The organism is Streptomyces himastatinicus ATCC 53653 (assembly GCF_000158915.1).
Classification (GTDB): domain Bacteria; phylum Actinomycetota; class Actinomycetes; order Streptomycetales; family Streptomycetaceae; genus Streptomyces; species Streptomyces himastatinicus.
The window spans coordinates 3,615,481-3,635,711 of the sequence record NZ_GG657754.1; the positions used below are offsets into that span (position 1 = coordinate 3,615,481).

General features: G+C 72.0%; 15 protein-coding genes and 1 pseudogene. 1 reads left to right on the forward strand and 15 read right to left on the reverse strand.

Features of this window, described 5'->3' with window-relative positions:
- The 6 genes from SSOG_RS14745 to SSOG_RS14770 all read right to left on the reverse strand — a co-directional run.
- Positions 1 to 978, reverse strand: a 978-nt coding sequence (locus SSOG_RS14745) for an acyl-CoA dehydrogenase family protein (protein ID WP_009715025.1), incomplete at its 3' end; no start/stop codon positions are given.
- A complete protein-coding gene (locus SSOG_RS14750; RefSeq protein WP_009715026.1) occupies positions 971 to 2,161 on the reverse strand; it encodes an acyl-CoA dehydrogenase family protein in 1,191 nt (396 codons plus the stop codon). The genes SSOG_RS14745 and SSOG_RS14750, both read right to left, overlap by 8 nt.
- Positions 2,158 to 2,430, reverse strand: coding sequence for an acyl carrier protein (locus SSOG_RS14755; protein WP_009715027.1), 273 nt, complete (start codon positions 2,428 to 2,430; stop codon positions 2,158 to 2,160). Before SSOG_RS14755 ends, SSOG_RS14750 begins: the two co-directional genes overlap by 4 nt.
- Before the next feature lie 47 nt (positions 2,431 to 2,477).
- The gene (locus SSOG_RS54795; protein WP_050799861.1) at positions 2,478 to 2,879 is read right to left on the reverse strand and encodes an acyl carrier protein; all 402 of its coding nucleotides are present in this window, start codon (positions 2,877 to 2,879) and stop codon (positions 2,478 to 2,480) included.
- Between the two features lie 774 nt (positions 2,880 to 3,653).
- Entirely contained in the window at positions 3,654 to 3,929 is a 276-nt protein-coding gene (locus SSOG_RS14765; protein WP_009715029.1) for an acyl carrier protein, read from the reverse strand.
- Positions 3,926 to 4,969, reverse strand: a complete 1,044-nt coding sequence (locus SSOG_RS14770) for a 3-oxoacyl-ACP synthase III family protein (protein WP_009715030.1) — start codon at positions 4,967 to 4,969, stop codon at positions 3,926 to 3,928. The genes SSOG_RS14765 and SSOG_RS14770 overlap by 4 nt, the downstream gene beginning before the upstream one ends.
- 305 nt (positions 4,970 to 5,274) lie before the next feature.
- On the opposite strand from SSOG_RS14770, the gene SSOG_RS14775 reads away from it, so the two are divergent.
- Positions 5,275 to 5,880: an acyltransferase gene (locus tag SSOG_RS14775; protein WP_009715031.1), complete on the forward strand. Its 606-nt coding sequence runs from the start codon at positions 5,275 to 5,277 to the stop codon at positions 5,878 to 5,880.
- Between the two features lie 170 nt (positions 5,881 to 6,050).
- Here the strand turns inward: SSOG_RS14775 and SSOG_RS14780 are convergent, their stop codons facing one another.
- The 9 genes and pseudogenes from SSOG_RS14780 to SSOG_RS55980 form a co-directional block, all read right to left on the reverse strand.
- The gene (locus SSOG_RS14780; RefSeq protein WP_009715032.1) at positions 6,051 to 7,445 is read right to left on the reverse strand and encodes an NDP-hexose 2,3-dehydratase family protein; all 1,395 of its coding nucleotides are present in this window, start codon (positions 7,443 to 7,445) and stop codon (positions 6,051 to 6,053) included.
- Complete coding sequence (rfbB, locus tag SSOG_RS14785) at positions 7,442 to 8,425, reverse strand: dTDP-glucose 4,6-dehydratase (protein WP_009715033.1); 984 nt, start codon at positions 8,423 to 8,425, stop codon at positions 7,442 to 7,444. Before rfbB ends, SSOG_RS14780 begins: the two co-directional genes overlap by 4 nt.
- Entirely contained in the window at positions 8,422 to 9,486 is a 1,065-nt protein-coding gene (locus SSOG_RS14790) for a glucose-1-phosphate thymidylyltransferase (protein ID WP_009715034.1), read from the reverse strand. The genes rfbB and SSOG_RS14790 overlap by 4 nt, the downstream gene beginning before the upstream one ends.
- 10 nt (positions 9,487 to 9,496) lie before the next feature.
- Positions 9,497 to 10,621 (reverse strand): DegT/DnrJ/EryC1/StrS family aminotransferase, encoded by a 1,125-nt coding sequence (locus tag SSOG_RS14795; RefSeq protein ID WP_009715035.1) that lies wholly within the window; start codon positions 10,619 to 10,621, stop codon positions 9,497 to 9,499.
- A 46-nt stretch (positions 10,622 to 10,667) separates the two neighbouring features.
- Positions 10,668 to 11,894: a glycosyltransferase gene (locus tag SSOG_RS14800; protein WP_245606295.1), complete on the reverse strand. Its 1,227-nt coding sequence runs from the start codon at positions 11,892 to 11,894 to the stop codon at positions 10,668 to 10,670.
- 8 nt (positions 11,895 to 11,902) lie between these two features.
- The gene (locus SSOG_RS14805; protein WP_009715037.1) at positions 11,903 to 12,892 is read right to left on the reverse strand and encodes an NAD-dependent epimerase/dehydratase family protein; all 990 of its coding nucleotides are present in this window, start codon (positions 12,890 to 12,892) and stop codon (positions 11,903 to 11,905) included.
- Positions 12,892 to 14,094 (reverse strand): macrolide family glycosyltransferase, encoded by a 1,203-nt coding sequence (locus SSOG_RS14810; RefSeq protein WP_009715038.1) that lies wholly within the window; start codon positions 14,092 to 14,094, stop codon positions 12,892 to 12,894. The genes SSOG_RS14805 and SSOG_RS14810 overlap by 1 nt, the downstream gene beginning before the upstream one ends.
- 30 nt (positions 14,095 to 14,124) lie before the next feature.
- The gene (locus SSOG_RS50290) at positions 14,125 to 16,008 is read right to left on the reverse strand and encodes a thioesterase domain-containing protein (protein WP_009715039.1); all 1,884 of its coding nucleotides are present in this window, start codon (positions 16,006 to 16,008) and stop codon (positions 14,125 to 14,127) included.
- A 163-nt stretch (positions 16,009 to 16,171) separates the two neighbouring features.
- Positions 16,172 to 20,053, reverse strand: a pseudogene (locus SSOG_RS55980) (type I polyketide synthase); the annotation flags it as partial.
- Positions 20,054 to 20,231: the final 178 nt, after the last annotated feature.

The window sequence follows — 20,231 nt, forward strand, 5'->3', positions numbered from 1 at the left end:
TTCCTCCGGTGCCGAAGCCGTCGGCCCCCGGCGCTGGGCGCAGAGGGTCATCACGCGCTCCACGGTGGTGCCGGAGGCGGCCTTGAGGACGGCGGCGGCGGTGGCGGCGTCGCGGCCATCGGCGATCCGGTCGCACGAGGCCGTCCACAGCGCGTGCAGCGAGCTGACCTGGACGGCGCAGTCGGCCAGCCGCTGGCGTACGCTCGCCGACTCCCGCAGCGGGGCGTCGTCCACCTGCCGCGCGCGGAGCCGCCGGTCGGTGTCGGCGATGGCGCCGCGGCACAGCTCGATGGCCCAAGCCGCGGAGGCCAGCCGCTCGACGGCCATATGGCGGGCGAAGAGGGCGAGCCCGCGGCCGGTGCGGCCGAGGAGGTGGTCGCGGGAGAGCACCACGCCGGACAGCTCGAGGTGGCCGACGCCGGAGCCCTCGAACAGCTCGGTGGCGGCGGGCCGGACGGTGACGCCGGGCGCGGTGAGCGGGACCAGCACCCAGGTGAAGTTGGTGAAGTGGCGGCCGGGCCGGTGGCGGGCCAGCACCAGGGCGTGGTCGGCGGTGAGGGCCGAGGTGACCCAGCGCTTGGTCCCGTTCACGGTCACCTGGTCACCGTCGGGGCCGCCGTCGAGGTCGACGGTGGTGGTGAGCGCGGTGAGGTCCGATCCGGCCTGTTCGTCGGTGGCGGCGAGCGCGAGCAGCGCCCGGCCTCCCAGCGCGGCGTCCCGCACGGCGGTGGCGGCGGGGGTCTGGGCCGTCTCGGTCAGCAGGGGCAGGGCGGTGGCGAGCTGGACCAGCAGGGCGAGCACCGTGCCCTGCGGGCCGCGCGCGGCGGCCTCGGCCAGCAGCCGCCGCAGGGTCCTCGGGTCCACCCGGCCGGTCGGCCGGGGCCCGTACAGCTCGGTGAGCGCCCCGGCCCCGGCCAGCTCCGCGACGGCCTGCCGGGCATCGGCGCCGGACACCGGCCGGGTTTGTACATCAGGCAAAACGGACCTCCGCGTCCAGCAGCGCGAGCTTGCCGTCGGCCAGGTGGAGCCGGTCGTTGCTGTAGTTCAGGGCGGCCGAACGCAGGTCGCGCAGAGCCCGTTCGAGGCCGGTGGGCGAGCCCTTGAGGTAGCCGTGGCGCAGGCCGACGGCGTCGATCAGGTCCTCGACCGCCCGGTGGCACTCCTCCGATGCGGTGATCTTGAGGCTGTTGATCAGCATCTGGTAGCGCGGCCGGGACAGATCGTCGCCCTCGGCCCGCACCCGGGTGACGACCTCGGCGGTGTGCCGCATCAGGGCGTGCACGGTCTCCAGCCGCTGCCGGGACCGCGAGAGCCGGGTCATCAGCAGTTCGGAGTCCAGGTTGGCGCCCTTGCGGCCGTCGGGGCTGCGCAGCAGCCGCAGCACCCGGGACAGGGCGCCGCTCGCGGTGCCCAGCCAGCTGGCCGCCCAGCCCAGATGGGCCAGCGGGCCGAAGGTGTTGAGGACGACCGTACGGAACTGCCCGTGCTCGCCGACGACTTGGTGCTCGGGGATGCGGCCGGTGAGCCGGAGCGCGGTGCTGTGGCTGGCCCGCATGCCCAGCGGGTTCCAGTCGCCGGAAGGGGTGATGGTGAGCTGGTCGCGGTGGGCGTATACGAGCGAGACATCGCCCGCGGAACGGGCCTCGGGGCTGCGCATGGTGATGAGGAAGCCATCGGCGTACTCGCCACCGGTCACGATCGGCGCGAACCGGTCGATGTCCAGCCCGTCGTCCTCGGCGGTGAGTCCGGCGGTGGCGGTCAGCAGATGGCCGCCCTTGCCCGCCTCCGTGGTCACCGAGGCCAGGTACATCCGCCCGGCGGCGACCAGCGGCAGCAGTTCGCCCGCGAGCCGGGGTCCGGCGTGGTGCACGACGCCCGCCACCTGCTGGCAGTGCATCGAGAAGATCATCGCGACCGACATATCGGCCCGGCCGAGCTCCATGGTGATGTCCAGCAGCTCGTCCAGGCCGCCGCCGAGCCCGCCGTACTCGGCCGGCACCAGCAGCCCGAGCAGTCCGGTGGTGCGCAGTTCGTCCAGCACGGCGACCGGGAACCGCGCGGCCTCGTCGGTCTCCTCGGCGTGCTTCGCGGCCAGGGCACGGACCTGTTCGACGGCCGCGAGGAGGTCCGTACGGGGGCCCTGCCCGGTGACGCCGCTCATACGGCGTCCGCCGCCGGGGCGGTGTCGGAGCCCTGGCCGCCGAGCTGGCCGGAGAGCGCGTCCCACAGCTTGCCCGCGGTGCTGAAGGTCTCCTCGGTCAGCTGCTCGTCCGGCAGTTCCACCCCGTAGGTGTCCTCCACGGACAGCATCAGCTCGATGGCCTGCATCGAGTCCAGGCCGTACTCGCGCAGCGGGGTGTCCGCCGTCAGTTCGCGGTCCCCCAGGTAGGGGAGGTAGGGCGTGAGCAGTTCGGTGAAGCGGGCGTCCACGGCGTGGTCCACCTTTCTGAGGTCTTCGGCGTCGGTGCGGGGACCGGTCAGCGGTCGGCGAGGGCGCGGTGCACCAGGCCGCACAGGTCGTCGATGCGGTGCAGCTTCTCGGGTACGAGGTCGTCCGGCCCGAACTCCACGTCGAACGCGGCCTCCAGGCCCTCCACGATCTCGACCATGCGCAGGCTGCTGAACTCCGCGAGCCCCGTCAGTTCGGTGTCGGGCACGAGGTGTTCGTCGAGAGCGAGGACGGAGGCGACGACGGCGCGCACGGTGGGGCGCAGCTCGCCGTCCCCGGTGGCGGCGCCGCCACCGGGCTCCGCGGCCGGGCCGCCGCCGGTCAGCGCGGTGGCGTCGGCGCGCAGCACCTCGGCGGCGCGGGCGAGCAGCTCGGGTGGTTCGGCGCGGCCGCGCGCGACCCGCCGGAAGGTGAGGTACGCGTGCTCCACGACGCCGTCCCCAGCGGGCCAGGTGCTCGGCCGCGGCCGGGTCCACCGCTGCCTCGGGCCCGCCCGCGGCGTACTGGGCGTACAGCTTGCGGGCGCGGGCCAGCAGCCATGTTTCCAGGGTGAACCGCTCCAGCGCCGCGGTGCGGTCGGGGTGTTCGGCGTAGGCACGCAGGTACGCGGCCGCGCGGTCGGCGTCGAGGTCGGCGGCCGGGCGGGGCGCGGGGCCGAGCGGGCGCGGGACGAGGTGCAGCACCTCGACGCCCTGCGGGTCCGCGGCGAGGATCGCGGCCAGTTCGTCGCGACCGTAGGTGTGGGTCCCGGGCCTGGCCTTCCCCCACTGGGTGTCGTTGTGGTAGCCGTCGGTCACCTGGACCGTGTCGCCGTCCGCGCCCGGCTCCACCAGGAAGCTGTGCTCGACGTGCTTGCGCCCGAAGTAGGGCACCCACGGCAGGTAGTGGGCGTCGGCCACCACATAGACGGGCCCGTTGGTGGCGGCGACCACCGGATGGTCCGCGCCGCTGATACGGGTGGCGACGGTCAGGCCCAGCAGCTCCGCGGCATCGGCGAGATGGTCGTCCAGCGTCGGCTCGACGGTGGGCAGACCGCCCGGCCCGGGGCGCGGCGCGAACCGCAGCCGGGCGCCGAGGCGCAGATGGGTGCCGGGGCCGTGGTGCCGGTCGGCGAGCAGGGCGAGGTTGACCTGAAGGCAGTCCAGCAGATCGGCCCGTACGGTCGCGCCTGCTTCGGTGCTTGTTCCGGTGTCTGCTCCGGCGGTCACTTCGGGGCCTCCTCGGCGGGGAGGGACACCAGCTCCACGAGATCGCGCACGGTCTTGAGGCTGCGCCCGGCGAACAGGTCGTCGGGGACGGCGGAGCCGAACTCGTCCTCGATCCGGGTGAGGATGCCGAGCAGCGCCATGGAGCTGACGTTCAGCAGGGGGCCCGCCAGTGGTTCGTCGTCGGGCACGGCGGACGGCTCGACGGCGGCCCTGGCCTCGGTGATCACGATGTCCTTGACGGTGGCGACGACGTTGTCCCGGTCGAATGTCACCGCGCGTCACTCCACGAGGGCTGCTCGACGACGGTCAGCACGGCGGAGGAGCAGATCCACCCCGGCCCCTGGGAGGTCAGCAGGACGTTGTCCCCCGGCTCCAGACCGCCGGTGCGCGCCAGGTGTTCGAGGGTGATGAACATGTCGGCGCCGCCCGAGTGGCCGACCTTCGCTCCGTACTCCGCGCACAGCCGGTCGGAGGGGATACCGAGGGGCCGCATGAGCGCCTGCTCGATCATGCGGTTGTCCACGTTGATGGTGACCACTTTGGTGATGTCGGAGGCGGTCAGACCCGCGTCGACCAGGGAGTCGTTGATGATGCCCAGGTCGAACTTGAAAAAGCTCTCGAAGAGCCGCGGCAGCTCCATCACATTGTCGACGAAATACTGGGAGCGCTCGCCCAGGTTGAAGTGATTCGATTCGCCGCCGCGGGGCGGCAGAAGGGACTCCTGACCCCGGTGCCAGGCCTCCAGCTCATGCAGCGTCCCGGAGTTCAGGGACCGGACCCGGGCGAATCCACCGGTGCCGTTGACGACCGCGGCGGCGGCCCCGTCGGAGTAGATGGAGTTGGTCCCGAAATCCTTCCACCGGTTGAACTGCGGACTGCTGAAGTTCGACGCGGTGGTGATGAGGACATGCTCGCTCTTCGCGGCACCGGTCAGCTGGCCGATGGCCACCTGGAGCGCGCCCAGCATGCCGTTGCAACCCTGCTGGATGTCGAAGGAGGCGATGTTTCCGGTGCCCAGTTCGCGCAGGATGTATCCGGGGGCGTAGGCGCCTTCGGGAACCTGGTAGTAGACGCTGCCGTGAATGTGCCCGTCGAGGGTCTCGGTGGTCGCGGTGGACCGCTCGATGGCGCTGCGAGCTGCGGCGACGGCCATATCCACGGCCGGGGTGTCCCCCGCGACATGGGTGCCGGTCAGCCCGCCGGCCTTGAACTCCGCCCGCTGTTCGTCGCCGATGCCCTCGGCGTCGTCAACGCTCACCCATTCCGGAAGATGCACACCGACCGAGCTGATGTAGACGTCGTCTACTCGCATTCCGGCTTCCCTTCTTGGTCACCACGCGCGTACATGGACCGTGCTTTGGACAAAAGGAGGCATACGGCGGCAGCACGCGCCAGGAATCCGCTGGATTCATCGCATGCGAAAGACCGGTCGACCGGTCGAGGAACCCCGTTTCGATACTGCTGCTTCACCCCGTGGCCGGACACGGTCCGGCGCTTTCAGTACCCCAGTTCAGTACTGGTCGAGTACCAGCTAAATCGTACCCCGACAGAGTGTCAAGTTACCATCGCCTCCTGCCCTTTCGGACGGACTCGGCAGTTTTCCGGTGAGGAGAAGCAGTGGTTGCGCATATCGACCCGACGGCGGACGTGCACAAGAACGCCAAGGTGGGTGAGAGCACAACGGTGTGGGGCCTGACGCATATCCGCGAGGGCGCCTCGGTCGGCGGCGAGTGCACCATCGGCCGCGGCGTGTACATCGGCCCCGGCGCCTCCCTCGGCGACGGCTGCAAGGTGCAGAACCACGCCCTGGTCTACGAACCGGCCCGGGTCGAGGACGGGGTCTTCATCGGCCCCGCCGCCGTCCTCACCAACGACTCCCACCCCCGCGCCATCACCCCCGAGGGCAAGCCGAAGGACGCCGAGGACTGGACCCCGGTCGGGGTCACCGTCCGGCGCGGCGCGTCCATCGGCGCCCGGGCCGTATGCGTGGCGCCGGTGACCGTAGGCCGCTGGGCCATGGTCGCCGCGGGCTCGGTCGTCACCCGCGACGTCCCCGACTTCGCCCTGGTCGCCGGTGTCCCCGCCCGCCGGGTGAGGTGGGTGGGACGGGCCGGGGCGCCCCTGGAGGACGCCGGGGACGGCCACTTCGTCTGCCCGCGCACCGGCGAGCGCTACACCGAGACGGACGGCACGCTGCGCCCGGACGATCCGCACCTCAGCTGACCCGAGGTGCCCGGACGCCGCCGCGTCCGGGCACCGGCGCACTGCCGGCTCGGCTCGTCTCCGGGGCGCCCTGAGCCGGTGTCGACGGTCGACCGTGCTCGGCCCTTCGTTCCTCAGGGCCTGCGCGCGCTCTCCCTTTCGACACCGGCGCGCCCCGGCGACTCGCGCCCTCAGCACAGCGTGTTCAGGCAGGCCAGCAGGGTGCGGGCCTGCACGCTCACGAAGTGCCCGTGCCGTACCAGACCGGCCAGCTGCTCCACCGTGAACCAGGCGCAGTCCGGGGGCGGTTGGGCGGGGAACCTCTCGTCCGCGGCCACGATCAGATGGCGGCTGACCGCGTTCAGGAACCGTCCCCCCTCCTCCGAGTGCACGGTGTCGTACAGGATCCGGGCCGGTTCGGCCGACAGCACCTCGTCCAGCAGCGGCGGCCGTTGGTCCGGCCGGTAGTTGTCCGGGGTGCACTGCACGGTCGGGCCCAGCTCCACGACGTCGCGGAAACCCGGCTCCGGCCGCGCCCGCATCAGCACGTGCCGCACCCCGCCGATGTCGCGGACCACGAAGGCCACCACGCCCGGGCCGCGGGGCGCGAACAGCGGCTGGCACCAGCCGCCCACCTCCCGGCTCCCCGCCCGCACCGACACCGTCACCACCTGGAAGTACCGGCGGTCGGACCGGGCGATCTCCTCGCCGTCCCGCCGCCAGTCCGCCATCTCGGCCAGCGGCATCCGGGACACCTCGATCTCCCGCTCGCTGCGCTGCCCGGTGAACCAGCTCAGCAGCTCGGGGGTCGGCGTATGCGCCAGTCCCCCGGCGTCCTCGCGCGCGCCGGGCAGGAAGGGCGTCAGGCACGACAGCACCGTGCGCGCGTCCATGTTGACCACGTTGTCCCGCGCCAGGAGTTCATGGATCTGCCCGAGCGTGAGCCAGCAGAAGTCGTCCTCCGCCGCCACGTCCTCGTCGGTCTCCACCACCATGTTGCGGTTGCTCTTGCGGTAGAACCACGAGCCGTGCTCGGACTGGAGCACATCGGCGACGACCCGGCCGCGCCGCGCCCCGGCGAAGTACTCCAGGTAGCGCACCGGTGCGCCCTGGTGGACCCGGGTGTAGTTGCTGCGGGTGGCCTGCACGGTGGGCGAGAGCTGGAGCAGATCGGGGTTGCCGGGCTCCATCTTGGCCTGCATCAGGAAGTGCGGCACCCCGCCGATGTCCTTGACCAGGATGCCGAGGACACCGATCTCCGGCTGACGGATGATGGGCTGCTGCCACCGCTCCACGGGGCCGTCGCCCCTGCGCACGTCCAGCCCCTCGACGGTGAAGAACCGCCCGCTGCGGTGTCCCAGGTTGCCGGTGGCCGGGTCGAAGGCCCAGCCGTCCGCCTCGGCGAACGGCACCCGCTCCACCCGGAAGGGGTGCGCCCGGCGGCGCCCCTCCAGCCAGGCGTCGAACTCCGCGGTGGGCAGCTGTGTCCCGTCCCGCTCCCGGGCGGAGCGGGCCAGCCGGGCGGGCAGCTCCGGGTCCTCGCCGGGGCGCAGATCCGCGGTGCGCAGCGCGGTGGCCGCGGTCATACGGCCGCTCCCCGGGTCTCCTTGAGCGGCTTCCACCAGGCCGGGTTGTCCCCGTACCAGGCGACGACGTCGGCCAGGCCCCGTTCGAAGTCCACGGCCGGGGCGTAGCCCAGTTCGGCCCGTATCTTGCCGTCGTCCAGCGCGTAGCGCAGGTCGTGGCCCTTGCGGTCGGCCACCTGGCGCACCAGGTCCCCGGACGCGCCGCACAGCTCCAGCAGGGCGTCGGTGATCTGGCGATTGGTCCGCTCGTTCCCGCCACCGATGTGGTAGACCTCGCCGGCTCTGCCTCCGCTCAGAACCAGCTGGATGCCCGCGCAGTGGTCCTGGACGTGGACCCATTCGCGGACGTTGGAGCCGTCGCCGTACAGCGGCACCGTGGCGCCGCTGAGCAGGCTGGTGACGAACAGCGGGATCAGCTTCTCCGGGTGCTGGTGGGGCCCGTAGTTGTTGGAGCAGCGGGTGATGGACACGTCCAGGCCGTGGGTGCGCCAGTACGAGCGGGCGATGAGGTCACCGGACGCCTTGGACGCGGCGTACGGGGAGTTGGGCGCGAGCGGCCACTCCTCGGTCCACGCGCCGCGCTCGATCGAGCCGTACACCTCGTCGGTGGAGATGTGCACGACCCGCTCCACCCCGCTCAGCAGACAGCCCTCCAGCAGCGTCTGGGTGCCGAGCACATTGGTGCGCACGAACGCCGACGGGTCCTCGATGGAGCGGTCCACGTGTGATTCGGCGGCGAAGTTGACCACCGCGTCGTGGCCGGGCAGCAGTTCGCGCAGCAGTCCCGCGTCGCAGATGTCGCCCTGCACGAAGTCCAGCCGGTCGTGGTGGGCGGGCAGGTTGGTGCGGTTGCCCGCGTAGGTGAGCTTGTCCAGCACCGTCACCGAGGCGTCCTCGTACCCGGCGTAGCCGCCGTCGAGGAGGGTGCGGACATAGGCCGAGCCGATGAATCCGGCGCCCCCGGTCACCAGGATCCTCACGCGGCCACCTCGATCCGGGAGTGGTCGCCGACGACGAGCCGGTGTCCGCCGCCGGCCGGGGCCGAGGTGACGCTGGCGTCCCGGCCGATGACCGAGGCGCGCACCGAGGCGACGTTCCGTACGGTCGCGCCGTCCTGGACGATGGTGTACCCGACGTCGGTCCCGCTCAGCACGCAGTCCCGGCCGATGGCGGTGTGCGGGCCGACGTCGCTGTCCTCGACCAGGGCCCCGGCGCCGACGACCGCGGGTCCGACGACGCGGCTGCGGACGATCCGCGCGCCCTCCTCGACCACGACCGCGCCGATCAGCTCGCTGGCGTCGTCGACGTCGCCGCGCACCGAGGGCTTGAGCCGGTCGAGGAGTTCCCGGTTGCACTCCAGGACGTCGTCCACCCGTCCGGTGTCCTTCCAGAAGCCGCGGTAGACCCGGGCCCGGACGTCGGCGCCGGACGACACCAGCCACTGGATGGCGTCGGTGATCTCCAGCTCGCCGCGGTGGCCGGCGCTGATGGCGGCGACGGCCTGGTGGATGGCGGCGGTGAAGAAGTACACGCCGACCACCGCCAGGTCGCTGACCGGCGACTCGGGCTTCTCCACCAGGCGGACCACCCGGCCGTCCGCGGCCACCTCGGCGACCCCGAACGCCCGCGGGTCGGCCACCTGGTGCACCACGACCTGGGCGTCGGGGCGTTCGGTGCGGAAGTCCCGGGCCAGTTCGGTGATGCCGTCGGGCAGCATCTGGTCGCCCAGGTACATCACGAAGTCGTCGTCGCCGAGGAAGTCGCGGGCGATGGCCACGCAGTGGGCGAGCCCGTGCGGCGCGTCCTGCGGGATGTAGGTGATCTTCACGTCGAGGTCGGAGCCGTCGCCGAGGACGCCTTCGATCATCTCCGCCCGGTCGCCGACCACCACGCCGACCTCGGTGATCCCCAGGGTCCGCAGCCCCTCGACCACATGGACCAGGACCGGCTTGTTGGCCACCGGGATGAGCTGTTTGGGCATGGAGTGGCTGAACGGCCGCAGCCGCAGCCCCATGCCTCCGGACAACACCAGTGCCTTCATCGTGTGTCTCCTAGAGCGTCGTCAGGACGTCGCGCAGAGCACCCATCACGGTGTTCTGGAGGTCCAGGGGAAGGGACGGGTACATGGGCAGCGAGAAGATCTCGTCGGCCAGCGCCTCGGTGACCGGCAGCGACCCCTTGGCGTAGCCGAGGTGTTCGAACCCGGCCATGGTGTGCACCGGCCACGGGTAGCTGATGTTCAGGGAGATGTCGTACTCGCTCTTGAGCCGCTCGATGATGCGGTCGCGCTGCGGGTGGCGCACCACGTACACGTAGTAGACGTGCTCGTTGCCGGGGGTGGTGGCGGGCAGCTGGAGACCGCCAGGACCGGTCAGGTCGGCCAGGCCCTCCTCGTAGCGGCGGGCCACGGCGCGGCGCCCGGCGATGTAGTCGTCGAGGCGGGTGAGCTTGCGGCGCAGGATCTCGGCCTGTACCTCGTCCAGGCGGCTGTTGTGGCCGGGCGTCTGGACGACGTAGTACCTCTTCTCCATGCCGTAGTAGCGCAGCCGCCGCAGCGCCGCGTCGGCCTCGTCGCTGTTGGTGACGACGGCGCCGCCGTCGCCGTACGCGCCCAGCACCTTGGTCGGGTAGAAGGAGAACGCGGCGGTGTCGCCCATGGATCCGGCGATCCGGCCGTGGTGGCGGGCGCCGTGCGCCTGGGCGCAGTCCTCCACCAGGGCGAGCCCGTGCTCGGCGGCCAGCGCCTCCAGGGGCGCCATGTCCACGCACTGGCCGTACAGGTGCACCGGCAGCAGCGCCTTGGTGCGCGGGGTGATCGCGGCGGCCACCTGGTCGGTGTCCATCAGGAAGTCCTCGGCCCTGATGTCCACGAAGACGGGGGTGGCGCCGGTGCCGTGGATGGCGACGACGGTGGGCGCGGCGGTGTTGGAGACGGTGATCACCTCGTCCCCGGGGCCGATGCCCAGCGCCTCCAGGGCGAGCTTGACGGCGTTGGTGCCGTTGTCCACGCCGGTGCAGTGGCGCACGCCGTGGTAGTCGGCGAACTCCGACTCGAAGCCGCTGACGCTCGCGCCGAGCACCAGCGCGCCCGAGCTGAAGACGGTGTCGACCGCGTCGAGGATGTCCTTGCGCTCGTCGCGGTATTCCGGCAGGTAGCCCCAGACATATGTGGTCATGGGTGGTTCAGCCTCCAAGGGCGGGTGGGAGAAGGGGGTCCGGGGGTCAGCGGGCCTGGTCGGCCCAGGATTCGATGAGGTCGCAGGCCGTCTCCACGCCCCGGTCGCGGCGTACGCGCTCGCCGGTCCGGGCCGCCTGTTCGGCGAGCCGGGGGTCGTTCACCACGGTGTGCACGGCCTGCCGCAGCTGTGCGGCGGTCATCTTCTGGAACGGCACCGGGGGCGCGGCCACGCCGAGTTCGGCCAGCCGGTCCGCCCAGTACGGGCCGTCGGCCCAGCACGGCACGGTCAGCTGCGGCACTCCGGCGCGCAGCGCGTCGGCCGTGGTGCCGAAGGCGCCGCCGTGGATGACGGCGGCCACCTTCGGGAACAGCCAGCCGTAGTCCACCTCCGGCACCCGGAACACGTCGTCGGAGGCGGTCCCCTCGGGCCCGCCCACCACGATCAGCCGCCGCCCGGCGTGCCGTACCGCGTCGCGCACCAGGTGGAAGGTCCGCTCGCCGTACACCGGCCAGGCGCTGCCCAGGGCGAGCAGCAGCGGTGTGGATCCGCTGTCGAGGAAGTCCACCAGGTCGGCCGGGGGCTCTTCCTCGGGGCGTTCCCAGATCCAGTAGCCGGTGACATGGGTGTTGTCGGGCCAGTCACCGGGCGGCGGCATGAAGCTCGGGCTGTACGGATACAGCACGGGCTGCTCGGTGCCGAGCCCGCCCATCGGCGACTTCTTCAGCGGTGGCAGCCCGCGGCGGGCGCGGAACCCGTTGACCGCGGGGCGGTGCCAGGCCGCCCACTCCATCTGGGCGGACATGGCGTGGGTGAACTTCGTGTACAGCGGCCCGAGCGGCAGGTCGGGGGTCTTGTACGCGCGGAACTCCCGGGTGGCGGTGATCGGCCACCAGGACACCGTGCCCCACGGCCTGTCGAGACCGGCGAACCCGCAGGCGCGGGTGATCAGCGAGGTCAGCGTGAAGTCGGCGCCCTCGGCGGCCTCCTGCATCTTCTCCACGGCGTCCACGAACTCGTCCTTGCCGGGGCGCTCCATGGCCAGGGCGGTGCGGATCGAGGACGAGCTCTTGCGGATCGACTTGATGACCGCCGGGTTGGAGAAGTGGTCGGTGGTCCGGCCGGGTATCTCACGGAATTCCAGCCCGGCCTGTTCCACCATGGCCTTGAAATCCAGCGCCGTGGCCACGGTGACGTCGTGCCCGCGCTTGCGCAGCCCGATCCCCAGCGCCACGAAGGGATGGACGTCGCCACGCGTCCCGAATGTCTGCAAGGAAACCTTCATCGGACTCTCTGTGCCTTCTTCCGGTGCCACTGGACGGTGTCGAGGAGGCCCTCTTTCAGGGAGCGCGGCGTGAAATCGACAACGCGGTGGAAATTGTCCAGATCGAGTGCCCGTCTGGCCGCGCCCACGGGCTTGTCCGGGTCGAACCTGACCCGGTTCTTCGTATGTCCGGCTGCCTCGGCGACCAGATAGGCCAGATCGCGGATGGAAACCGACTCGGACGTGCCGATGTTGAGGGCTTCGCAGGTGCCCGACCGCACCATGCACAGGATCGCGCGGACGACGTCCTGTACGTGGATGAAGGTGCGCAGCTGGCTGCCGTCGCCCCAGATCTCGATGTCCTGCCCGGCCGCCAGCTTCATCAGCATGTTCGGGATGACATGGTTGGTCGTGGTGTCGAAATCGTCCCGCGGGCCGTACACATTGGTGAGGCGCGGCGTGTAGATGTTCATTCCGAACTGCTTGCGGTACAGGTCCGCCAGCACCTCGGTGAACATCTTCGACATCCGGTAGCCATTCGGCGAGAACTCCATGTGACGACGGTGGTCGTCCTCTTCGCGCATGGGTTCCGTGCCGTCGTACGAGTAGATCTCGGCCGAGCTGATCAGCACCACGTCCGGAATCCGGCAGTGGCGGGCCACGTTGAGCACATTGGAGACGATGCGCATGTTCTCGTCGAGCATCCGGCCCGATTCCTCGAGCAGGAACTGCATATTGCCGTCGAGCGTGGCGCAGTTGACGACCGCGTCGACGCGCGGCACCGCGGCGGCGACGGCCAGCAGCGCGTCGTAGTCGAGGGCGTCGATCCGCAGCGCCGTCAGCGAGGGCGATGCCGGAAGCTCGGCCAGCACCTCCGGCTTCTCCCTGCGGTACACGCACAGCACATGCGCGCCCCGGCCGACCAGCTCCTCGACCATGTGCGAGCCGATGAACCCCAGTCCCCCGGTGACCAGGACGGTCTTCCCGGCCCAGTAGTCCGCCGCCATCAGACCCGCTCCGCGTACGCTTCGATCGCGTCGACGGCGCGAGCCGCCCCGCCGCCCGCACGGACGCTCTCCGACATCGCGGCCACCCGCCGCTGGATTTCCGGATCCTCGGCCGCGGTGCGCACCGCGGCGCGCAGCGCCTCCGGGGTGACCTCCTGGCGGGCGATCCGCACCCCAAGACCCAGCTCGGCGACCCGGCGCGCGGTGAAGTCCAGCTCCACGGACTGCGCCACCGCCACCATGGGCGTACCGGCGGACAGCGACTCCATCGCGCTGCGGATGCCGCCGTGGGTCACGAAGACCCGGGCGTGCTCCAGCACCGCGAGCTGCGGCACCCGGCGGTGGACCTCCACGTTGGGCGGCAGCGGACCGAGGTCCGCGGGGTCGACGTGGTCGCCGACCGCCATCACCACATGCCAGGGCTGATCGGCGAACGCCTCACGGCACGCCCGGTAGAAGTCCGGGCGCTCGTTGAACAGCGTGCCCAGCGCGACCAGCAGCACCGGCGCCCCGCTGTCCGGCGGGCTCCACGGGGCCCGCTCGGCGGGGTCGGCCAGGCTCGGGCCGACGAACACATAGCGGGCGTCGAAGGTGTCGGCGGCGGGCTGGAATTCCCGGCCCACGCACACCAGATTGAGCCCTTCGGACGCGGCCAGGAAATCCTCGGGACCGGGCGCGGACAGCCCGTGACCGGCCCGGAACTCACCCAGTTGCGCACCGAATTCCAGCAGCGCCGGATGCTGCGGGTCGATCGGCGGGAATTCGCTCGCCACCGCCTGAAGGACCGAGAAGTGTTCGTTCGAGGCGAGCAGCGGAATGAACTGCGCGGCCCGCCGCTGCCATTTCTCGGCAAGCGCCCGCCCGGCGAAGTTCAGGAGCGTGTCGTACACCACCAGGTCGGGCAGATCGGCGGCGAGTTCCCGCTCCGCTGCATTCGCGACCGCGATGTTCTCGCGGAGGATCTGAAGCGGTCCCTTCGCCATCTCCTCGGCCGTCATCTCGGCCGGAACGCTCCGGTTCGCGGGCCAGACCGAGGCGTACTCCACGGCCCGGGCACCGGCCGCCACCAGCGGCTCGACGAACTGCGGCGCCGCGACACAGGTGATCCGATGCCCCCTGCCGACCAGGTCGGCAACCATCGGGAGAAGGGGATTCACATGTCCCTGATAGGGAGCGACGAAGAACGCTATGTGCTTCTTCAAAGGTGTGACTCCAGTTCGTAATTCGTCGGCTCAGCCTATTTCTTCGAGCCACTTCTCGACAACGCTCGCAGTGTTCTTCGCGTGCTGTTCCACAATGGTGAAGTGGTCGCCCGGCACTTCCCGTGCCGTATGACTCAACTTCCACTCGACATTGAGCATGCGAGCGTCTTCCGGAGCGCCCGAGGGAGCCGGTACCGGCTCGGTGGCACGCACCAGCAGAGTGGGGGTTTTGATGGGCTCGGGCTGCCACTGGCCCAGAATGCGGTGATAGCCGCCCATGGCCGTCAGCCGGGTGTCGTTCATGATGCCGCCGCCCAATTTCTCCTCGCGGTCGAAGACCACGCCCAGCGCCGACACCGCGACCTCGAGGTTGGTCTCGTCGTCCTCCGGCCAGGGCACGTCCAGCAGCACCAGGGCGGCGGGCGGGGTGCCGAGGCTCTCCAGGTGCTCGGTCACGGCGTGCGCGATGTGCCCGCCCGCCGAATGCCCCAGGAGTACGAACGGCTCGTCCCCGGCGGCGCGCCGCAGCGACTGCGCGTGCAGCTCGGCCAGGGCATGCATGTCGGCCGGGACGTTCTCGCCGTACAGGAAGCCCGGCTGGGGCAGCACCGTCACGTCCCGGTGGCCCCGGAAGTGTTCCGCGAACCGCGTGTACTGCTGCGGGCCCGCCGTCGCCACCACGGCCGGGAGGCAGAACAGCCCCGGCCGCGCCTCGCCCACGGCCATCCGGACCGGCTCGGGCAGGTGCTCGGCCGCCGAGGCGGCGTCGAAGGCGTCCCGGAAGTTCGAGGCCGCCATGATCAGGTCGTTGCCCGCGGTGAACTTCCCGGTGGCGTACGCCTGCCGGAACATCGCCTCGATGCCACCGGCCCCGGACGCCTCGGACTCGCCGGAACCGCTCAGCTCCCGCTGGAGATGGTCGACCGCGGCGGTCGGCTTGGTGTGCTCGAAGAGGAACGCGGTCGGCAGCCGCAGCCCGGTCGCCGCGCTGAGCCGGTTGCGCAGGTCCACCGACATCAGCGAGTTGAACCCCTGCTCGAAGAAGCCGCGGTGCAGGTCCACGGTCCCGGGCTCGGCGTGCCCGAGGACCGCGGCCGTCTCGGCGCGCACCAGGTCGGAGAGCACCCCGATCTGCTCGGCGTGCCCGAGCCCGGCCAGCCGCCGCACCAGCGCCGGTTCGTCCGTGGCACCGGCCGACGCGGCGGCGGTCCGCCGGGCCGGGCGGCCGCGCGTCACCGTACGTACGGCCCCTTGGCCGGCTTCTTGGCCTGCGGGCAGCGCCTCGGGGTCCAGCCGGGTCAGGGCGAGTTCGTCCACCGAGGCCACGGGCGCGCCGGTCGCGTCGGCGAGCGCCACCGAGAACGTGTCCGGCTCCCCGGTCGCACCGCTGATCCGCACCCGCAGCACCGAGGCGCCGGACGCGTGCAGCGCGACCCCGCGCCAGGAGGACGGGAGCCACAGCGGCCCGGTATCTGCCGCATAACGCGCCGCGTCCAGGGCCGCGTCGAACAGCGCCGGGTGCAGGCCGTAGCGAGCCGCCTCCGCCTGCTGCTCCTCGGCCAGGCCCACTTCGGCGAACACCTCGCCGTCGACGCCCTTCCACAGGCCGTCCAACGCGTCGGTCTCCACCGCGACCGCCCCCGCGGGCGGCCAGGCCACCAGGTCCCAGTCCGCCGCCACACCGCCGCCGGCGGCCAGCACGCCCGTGGCGTGGCAGGTCCACTGGGTGTCGTACGCCTCGTCCTCGGGCCGTGCGTGGACGCCGAAGGTACGGCGGCCCGCCGCGTCCGGCTCCGCCACGCTCACCCTGAGCTGGACGCCGCCCCGGGCGGGCAGCACCAGCGGGGTACGGAGGGTCAGCTCCTCCAGCACGTCGCACCCGACCTCGTCCCCGGCGCGTACGGCCAGCTCCACGAAGGCCGTTCCGGGCAGCAGTCGCGGCGGTGTGCTCCTCCGCCGCAGTGAGCCAGGAGTGTCCCTGCGCGGCCAGCCGCCCGGTGAACACGATCCCGTCCGTGTCCGGCAGCTCCACCGCCGCGCCCAGGAGGGGGTGTTCGGCCGGGAGCAGGCCCGCCGAGGCCATGTCCCCGGTGGCGGCGGCGTCGAACGTCAGCCAGTAGCGGCGGCGTTGGAAGGCGTACGTGGGCAGGTCCACGACGGTCGCGCCCGTGTCCGCGAAGGCCCGCGTCCAGTCGACGTCCACGCCCTGGACCCACAGTTCGGCGAGCGACGTCAGGAACCGGTCGAGGCCGCCGTCGTCCCGGCGCAGCGTGCCCGCCACCACCGGGGTGGCCGTGCGCGCGGCGCCCTCCAGCACCTCCTGCACGCTCATGGTCAGCACCGGGTGCGAGCTGACCTCGACGAACGCCCCGTACTCCTGCTCGGCCAGCGTCTCGATGGCGGACTGGAAACGCACGGTCTGCCGCAGGTTCCGGTACCAGTACGAGGCATCCAGCTTCGTCGTGTCCAGCCATTCATTGGTCACCGTCGAGAAGAAGGGCACCTCGCTGGTCTGCGGACGGACCTCCGCCAGCACCCGCGCCAGCTCTTCTTCGATCAGCTCGACGTGTGAGGTGTGGGAGGCGTAGTCCACCGCGATACGGCGGATACGGATCTCGGCGGTCTCGCACTCGGCCACCAGCCCGTCCAGCGCCTCCGGCTCACCGGCGACGACGACGGAGGTCGGGCCGTTGAGCGCGGCGACCTCCAGCCGCCCGGCCCACCGGGTCAGCCGCGTCTCCACCTCGGCCAACGGCAGCGCGATGGAAGCCATCCCGCCACGACCGGCCAGACCACCGGCGATGGCCTGCGACCGCAACGCCACCACCCGCGCACCGTCCTCCAACGACAGCGCACCAGACACACACGCGGCGGCAATCTCACCCTGCGAGTGGCCGACGACCGCCGCGGGCTCGATGCCGTACGAACGCCACAGCGCCGCCAACGACACCATCACCGCCCACGACACCGGCTGCACCACATCAACCCGCTCAAGCGAGGACGCACCCCGCACCACATCCAGCAGGCTCCACTCCACGAACCCGGAAAGCGCCGCAGCACACTCCGCCATCCGCTCCGCGAACACCGGCGAAGCATCCAGCAACTCCACCGCCATGCCCGACCACTGCGACCCCTGACCCGGGAACACGAACACCACCCGGTCATCCGCCCCGGCGGCCATCCCCGTGACCAGTCCGGGAGCCTCCTCGCCCCGCGCCAGCGCGCCCAGCCCGGCCACCAGCTGCTCACGCGAACCCGCGCTCACCACCGCACGGTTCTCGAACACCGCCCGCCCGGACGCCAGCGACCACCCCACATCCACCGGCGACAACTCAGCGTCGGCCTCGACATGGGCCAGCAGCCGCGCCGCCTGGCCGCGCAGCGCCTCGGCGCCCCGGCCCGACACCACCCACGGCACCGCCACGGGCGCGGCGTCGGCCTTCCGCACCGGCTCCGCCTCGGGCGCCTGCTCCAGGATGACGTGGGCGTTCGTACCGCTCACCCCGAACGACGACACACCACCACGCCGCGGACGGCCCTCGACCTCCGGCCACTCACGGGCCTCCGTCAGCAGCTCGACCGCGCCCGCGTCCCAGTCCACCTTCGTGGACGGCACGTCCACGTGCAGCGTCCGCGGCAGCACCCCGTGGCGCAGGGCCAGCACCATCTTGATGACACCGGCCACGCCCGCCGCGGCCTGGGTGTGGCCGATGGTGGACTTCAGCGCGCCCAGCCACAGCGGCTGCCCTTCGGCGCGCCCCTGTCCGTACGTGGCGATCAGCGCCTGCGCCTCGATCGGGTCGCCCAGCGTCGTCCCCGTACCGTGCGCCTCCACCGCGTCCACATCCGCCGCCGTGATCCGCGCGTTGGCGAGCGCGGCCCGGATGACCCGCTCCTGCGAGGGCCCGTTGGGCGCGGTCAGACCGTTGGACGCACCGTCCTGGTTGACCGCCGAACCACGCACCACCGCCAGCACCGGGTGGCCGTTGCGGCGGGCGTCGGACAGCCGCTCCAGCAACACCATGCCCGCGCCCTCGCCGAAGGCCATGCCGTCCGCGGCGTCCGAGAACGCGCGGCTACGGCCGTCGGGCGCCAGGCCGCGCTGACGGCTGAACTCCACCAGCAGCCCGGGGGTGGTCATGACGGTCGCGCCGCCCGCCAGGGCGAGGGTGCATTCGCCGTTGCGCAGCGCCTGGGCCGCCAGGTGCAGGGTCACCAGGGACGACGAGCACGCGGTGTCCACCGAGACCGCGGGGCCTTCCAGACCGAAGGTGTACGAGAGGCGGCCGGATACGACGCTGGCCGCGATGCCGGTGGCCAGGTAGCCCTCGGACTCCTCGGGGGCGCGCTGGAGCAGGGCGCTGTAGTCCTGGCCGTTCGTCCCCGCGAAGACACCGGTCGTGGTGCCGCGCAGCGAGACCGGGTCGATGCCCGCCCGCTCGATCGCCTCCCACGCGGTCTCCAGCAGCAGCCGCTGCTGCGGGTCCATGGAGACGGCTTCGCGCGGGGCGATCCCGAAGAACGTGGGGTCGAAGTCGGCGACGTCCGGGAGGAAGGACCCTTCGCGCACATAGCTCTTGCCGCTGCGCTCGGGATCCGGGTCGTAGAGGCCGTCGATGTCCCATCCCCGGTCCGCCGGGTACGGGACGGCCGTCTCGTCGCCGGAGGCCAGCAGGCGCCACAGCTCCTCGGGCGATGAGGCTCCGCCGGGCAGGCGGCAGCCCATGCCGACGATGACGATCGGGTCGTCGTCGGCGGCGACCGCCGAAGCCACCGGCACCACAGCCGTCTCGGTGGCGCCGAGGAGTTCGGTGCGCAGGTGGCGGGCGAGTGCGGTGGGCGTGGCGTAGTTGAAGACGAGGGTGGCGGGGAGCGCGAGGCCGGTGGCGGCGGCGAGCTGGTTGCGCAGCTCGATACCGGTCAGCGAGTCGAACCCGACGTCCCTGAAGGGCTGGTGGGGGTCGACGGCCTTGCCCGAGGCGTACCCGAGCACCTTGGCGGCGCTGTCGCGCACCAGGTCGAGCAGGTGCTTGTGGCGGTCCGCCGGGGACAGTCCGGTCAGCCGCCGGGCCAGGGTGACCCGATCCGTCGCCGCCGCCCCGGTGTCGTCCCGGGTGACGGCGCGCCGGGTGGTGTGCGGCACCAGGTCGCGCAGCACGGCCGGGATGAATCCGCTGCGGCGCAGCCCGGGCAGGTCCAGCCGGATGGGAACGAGGGTGGGCCGCCCGGAGGTGAGGCCCATGTCGAGCAGCTCCAGGCCCTGTTCGGCGGAGAACGGCAGAATGCCCTCCCGCGCCACCCGGGCCAGGTCGACGTCCCGCAGCCGTCCGCCCATGCCACCCAGCTCGGGCCCCCACAGCCCCCAGGCCAGGGACGTGGCGGGCAGTCCGTGGGCGTGCCGGTACCGGGCCAGGGAGTCCAGGAAGCCGTTGGCCGCCGCGTAGTTGCCCTGTCCGCCGCCGCCGAACGGGGAGGCGGCGGACGAGAAGAGGATGAACGCGCGCAGGTCGAGCCCGGCGGTCAGCTCGTGGAGATGCCACGCCGCGTCGACCTTGGGCCGCAGCACCGCATGCCACTGCTGCGGGTCGAGCGTGGTCACCAGGCCGTCTCCGACGATGCCCGCCGCGTGGGCGACGGCGGTCAGCCGCTCGCCGAGCGACGCCACGATGTCGGCCATGGCGGCGCGGTCGGCCACGTCGGCGGCCACCATCCGTACGGAGAGGCCCAGCGACGCCAGTTCGGCGGCCCACGCGTCGTCCTGCCCGGAGCGGGACACCAGCACCACTTCGGTCACGCCGTGCGCCTCGGCGAGGTGACGGGTCACCAGCCGCCCCAGGCCCCCGGTGGCGCCGGTCACCAGTGCCGCGCCACCGGCCAGGCCCAGGTCGGCGGCGGGGGTGGCGGCGATCTCCGAGCGCCGCAGCCGGGCCACGTACGTACGGCCGTCACGGACGGCGACCCACGGCTCCTCCGCACCGGCCGCGAGCCCCCTGCGCAGGGTCTCGGTGTCGACCCGGTCGGCCTCCAGCAGGGCGAACCGTCCCGGGTTCTCCGCCTGGGCGGAGCGCAGCAGCCCGCGTACGGGGGCGGCCACCAGCTCGGATTCCGTACCGGCGGGGTCCGCGCCCGTCACCACG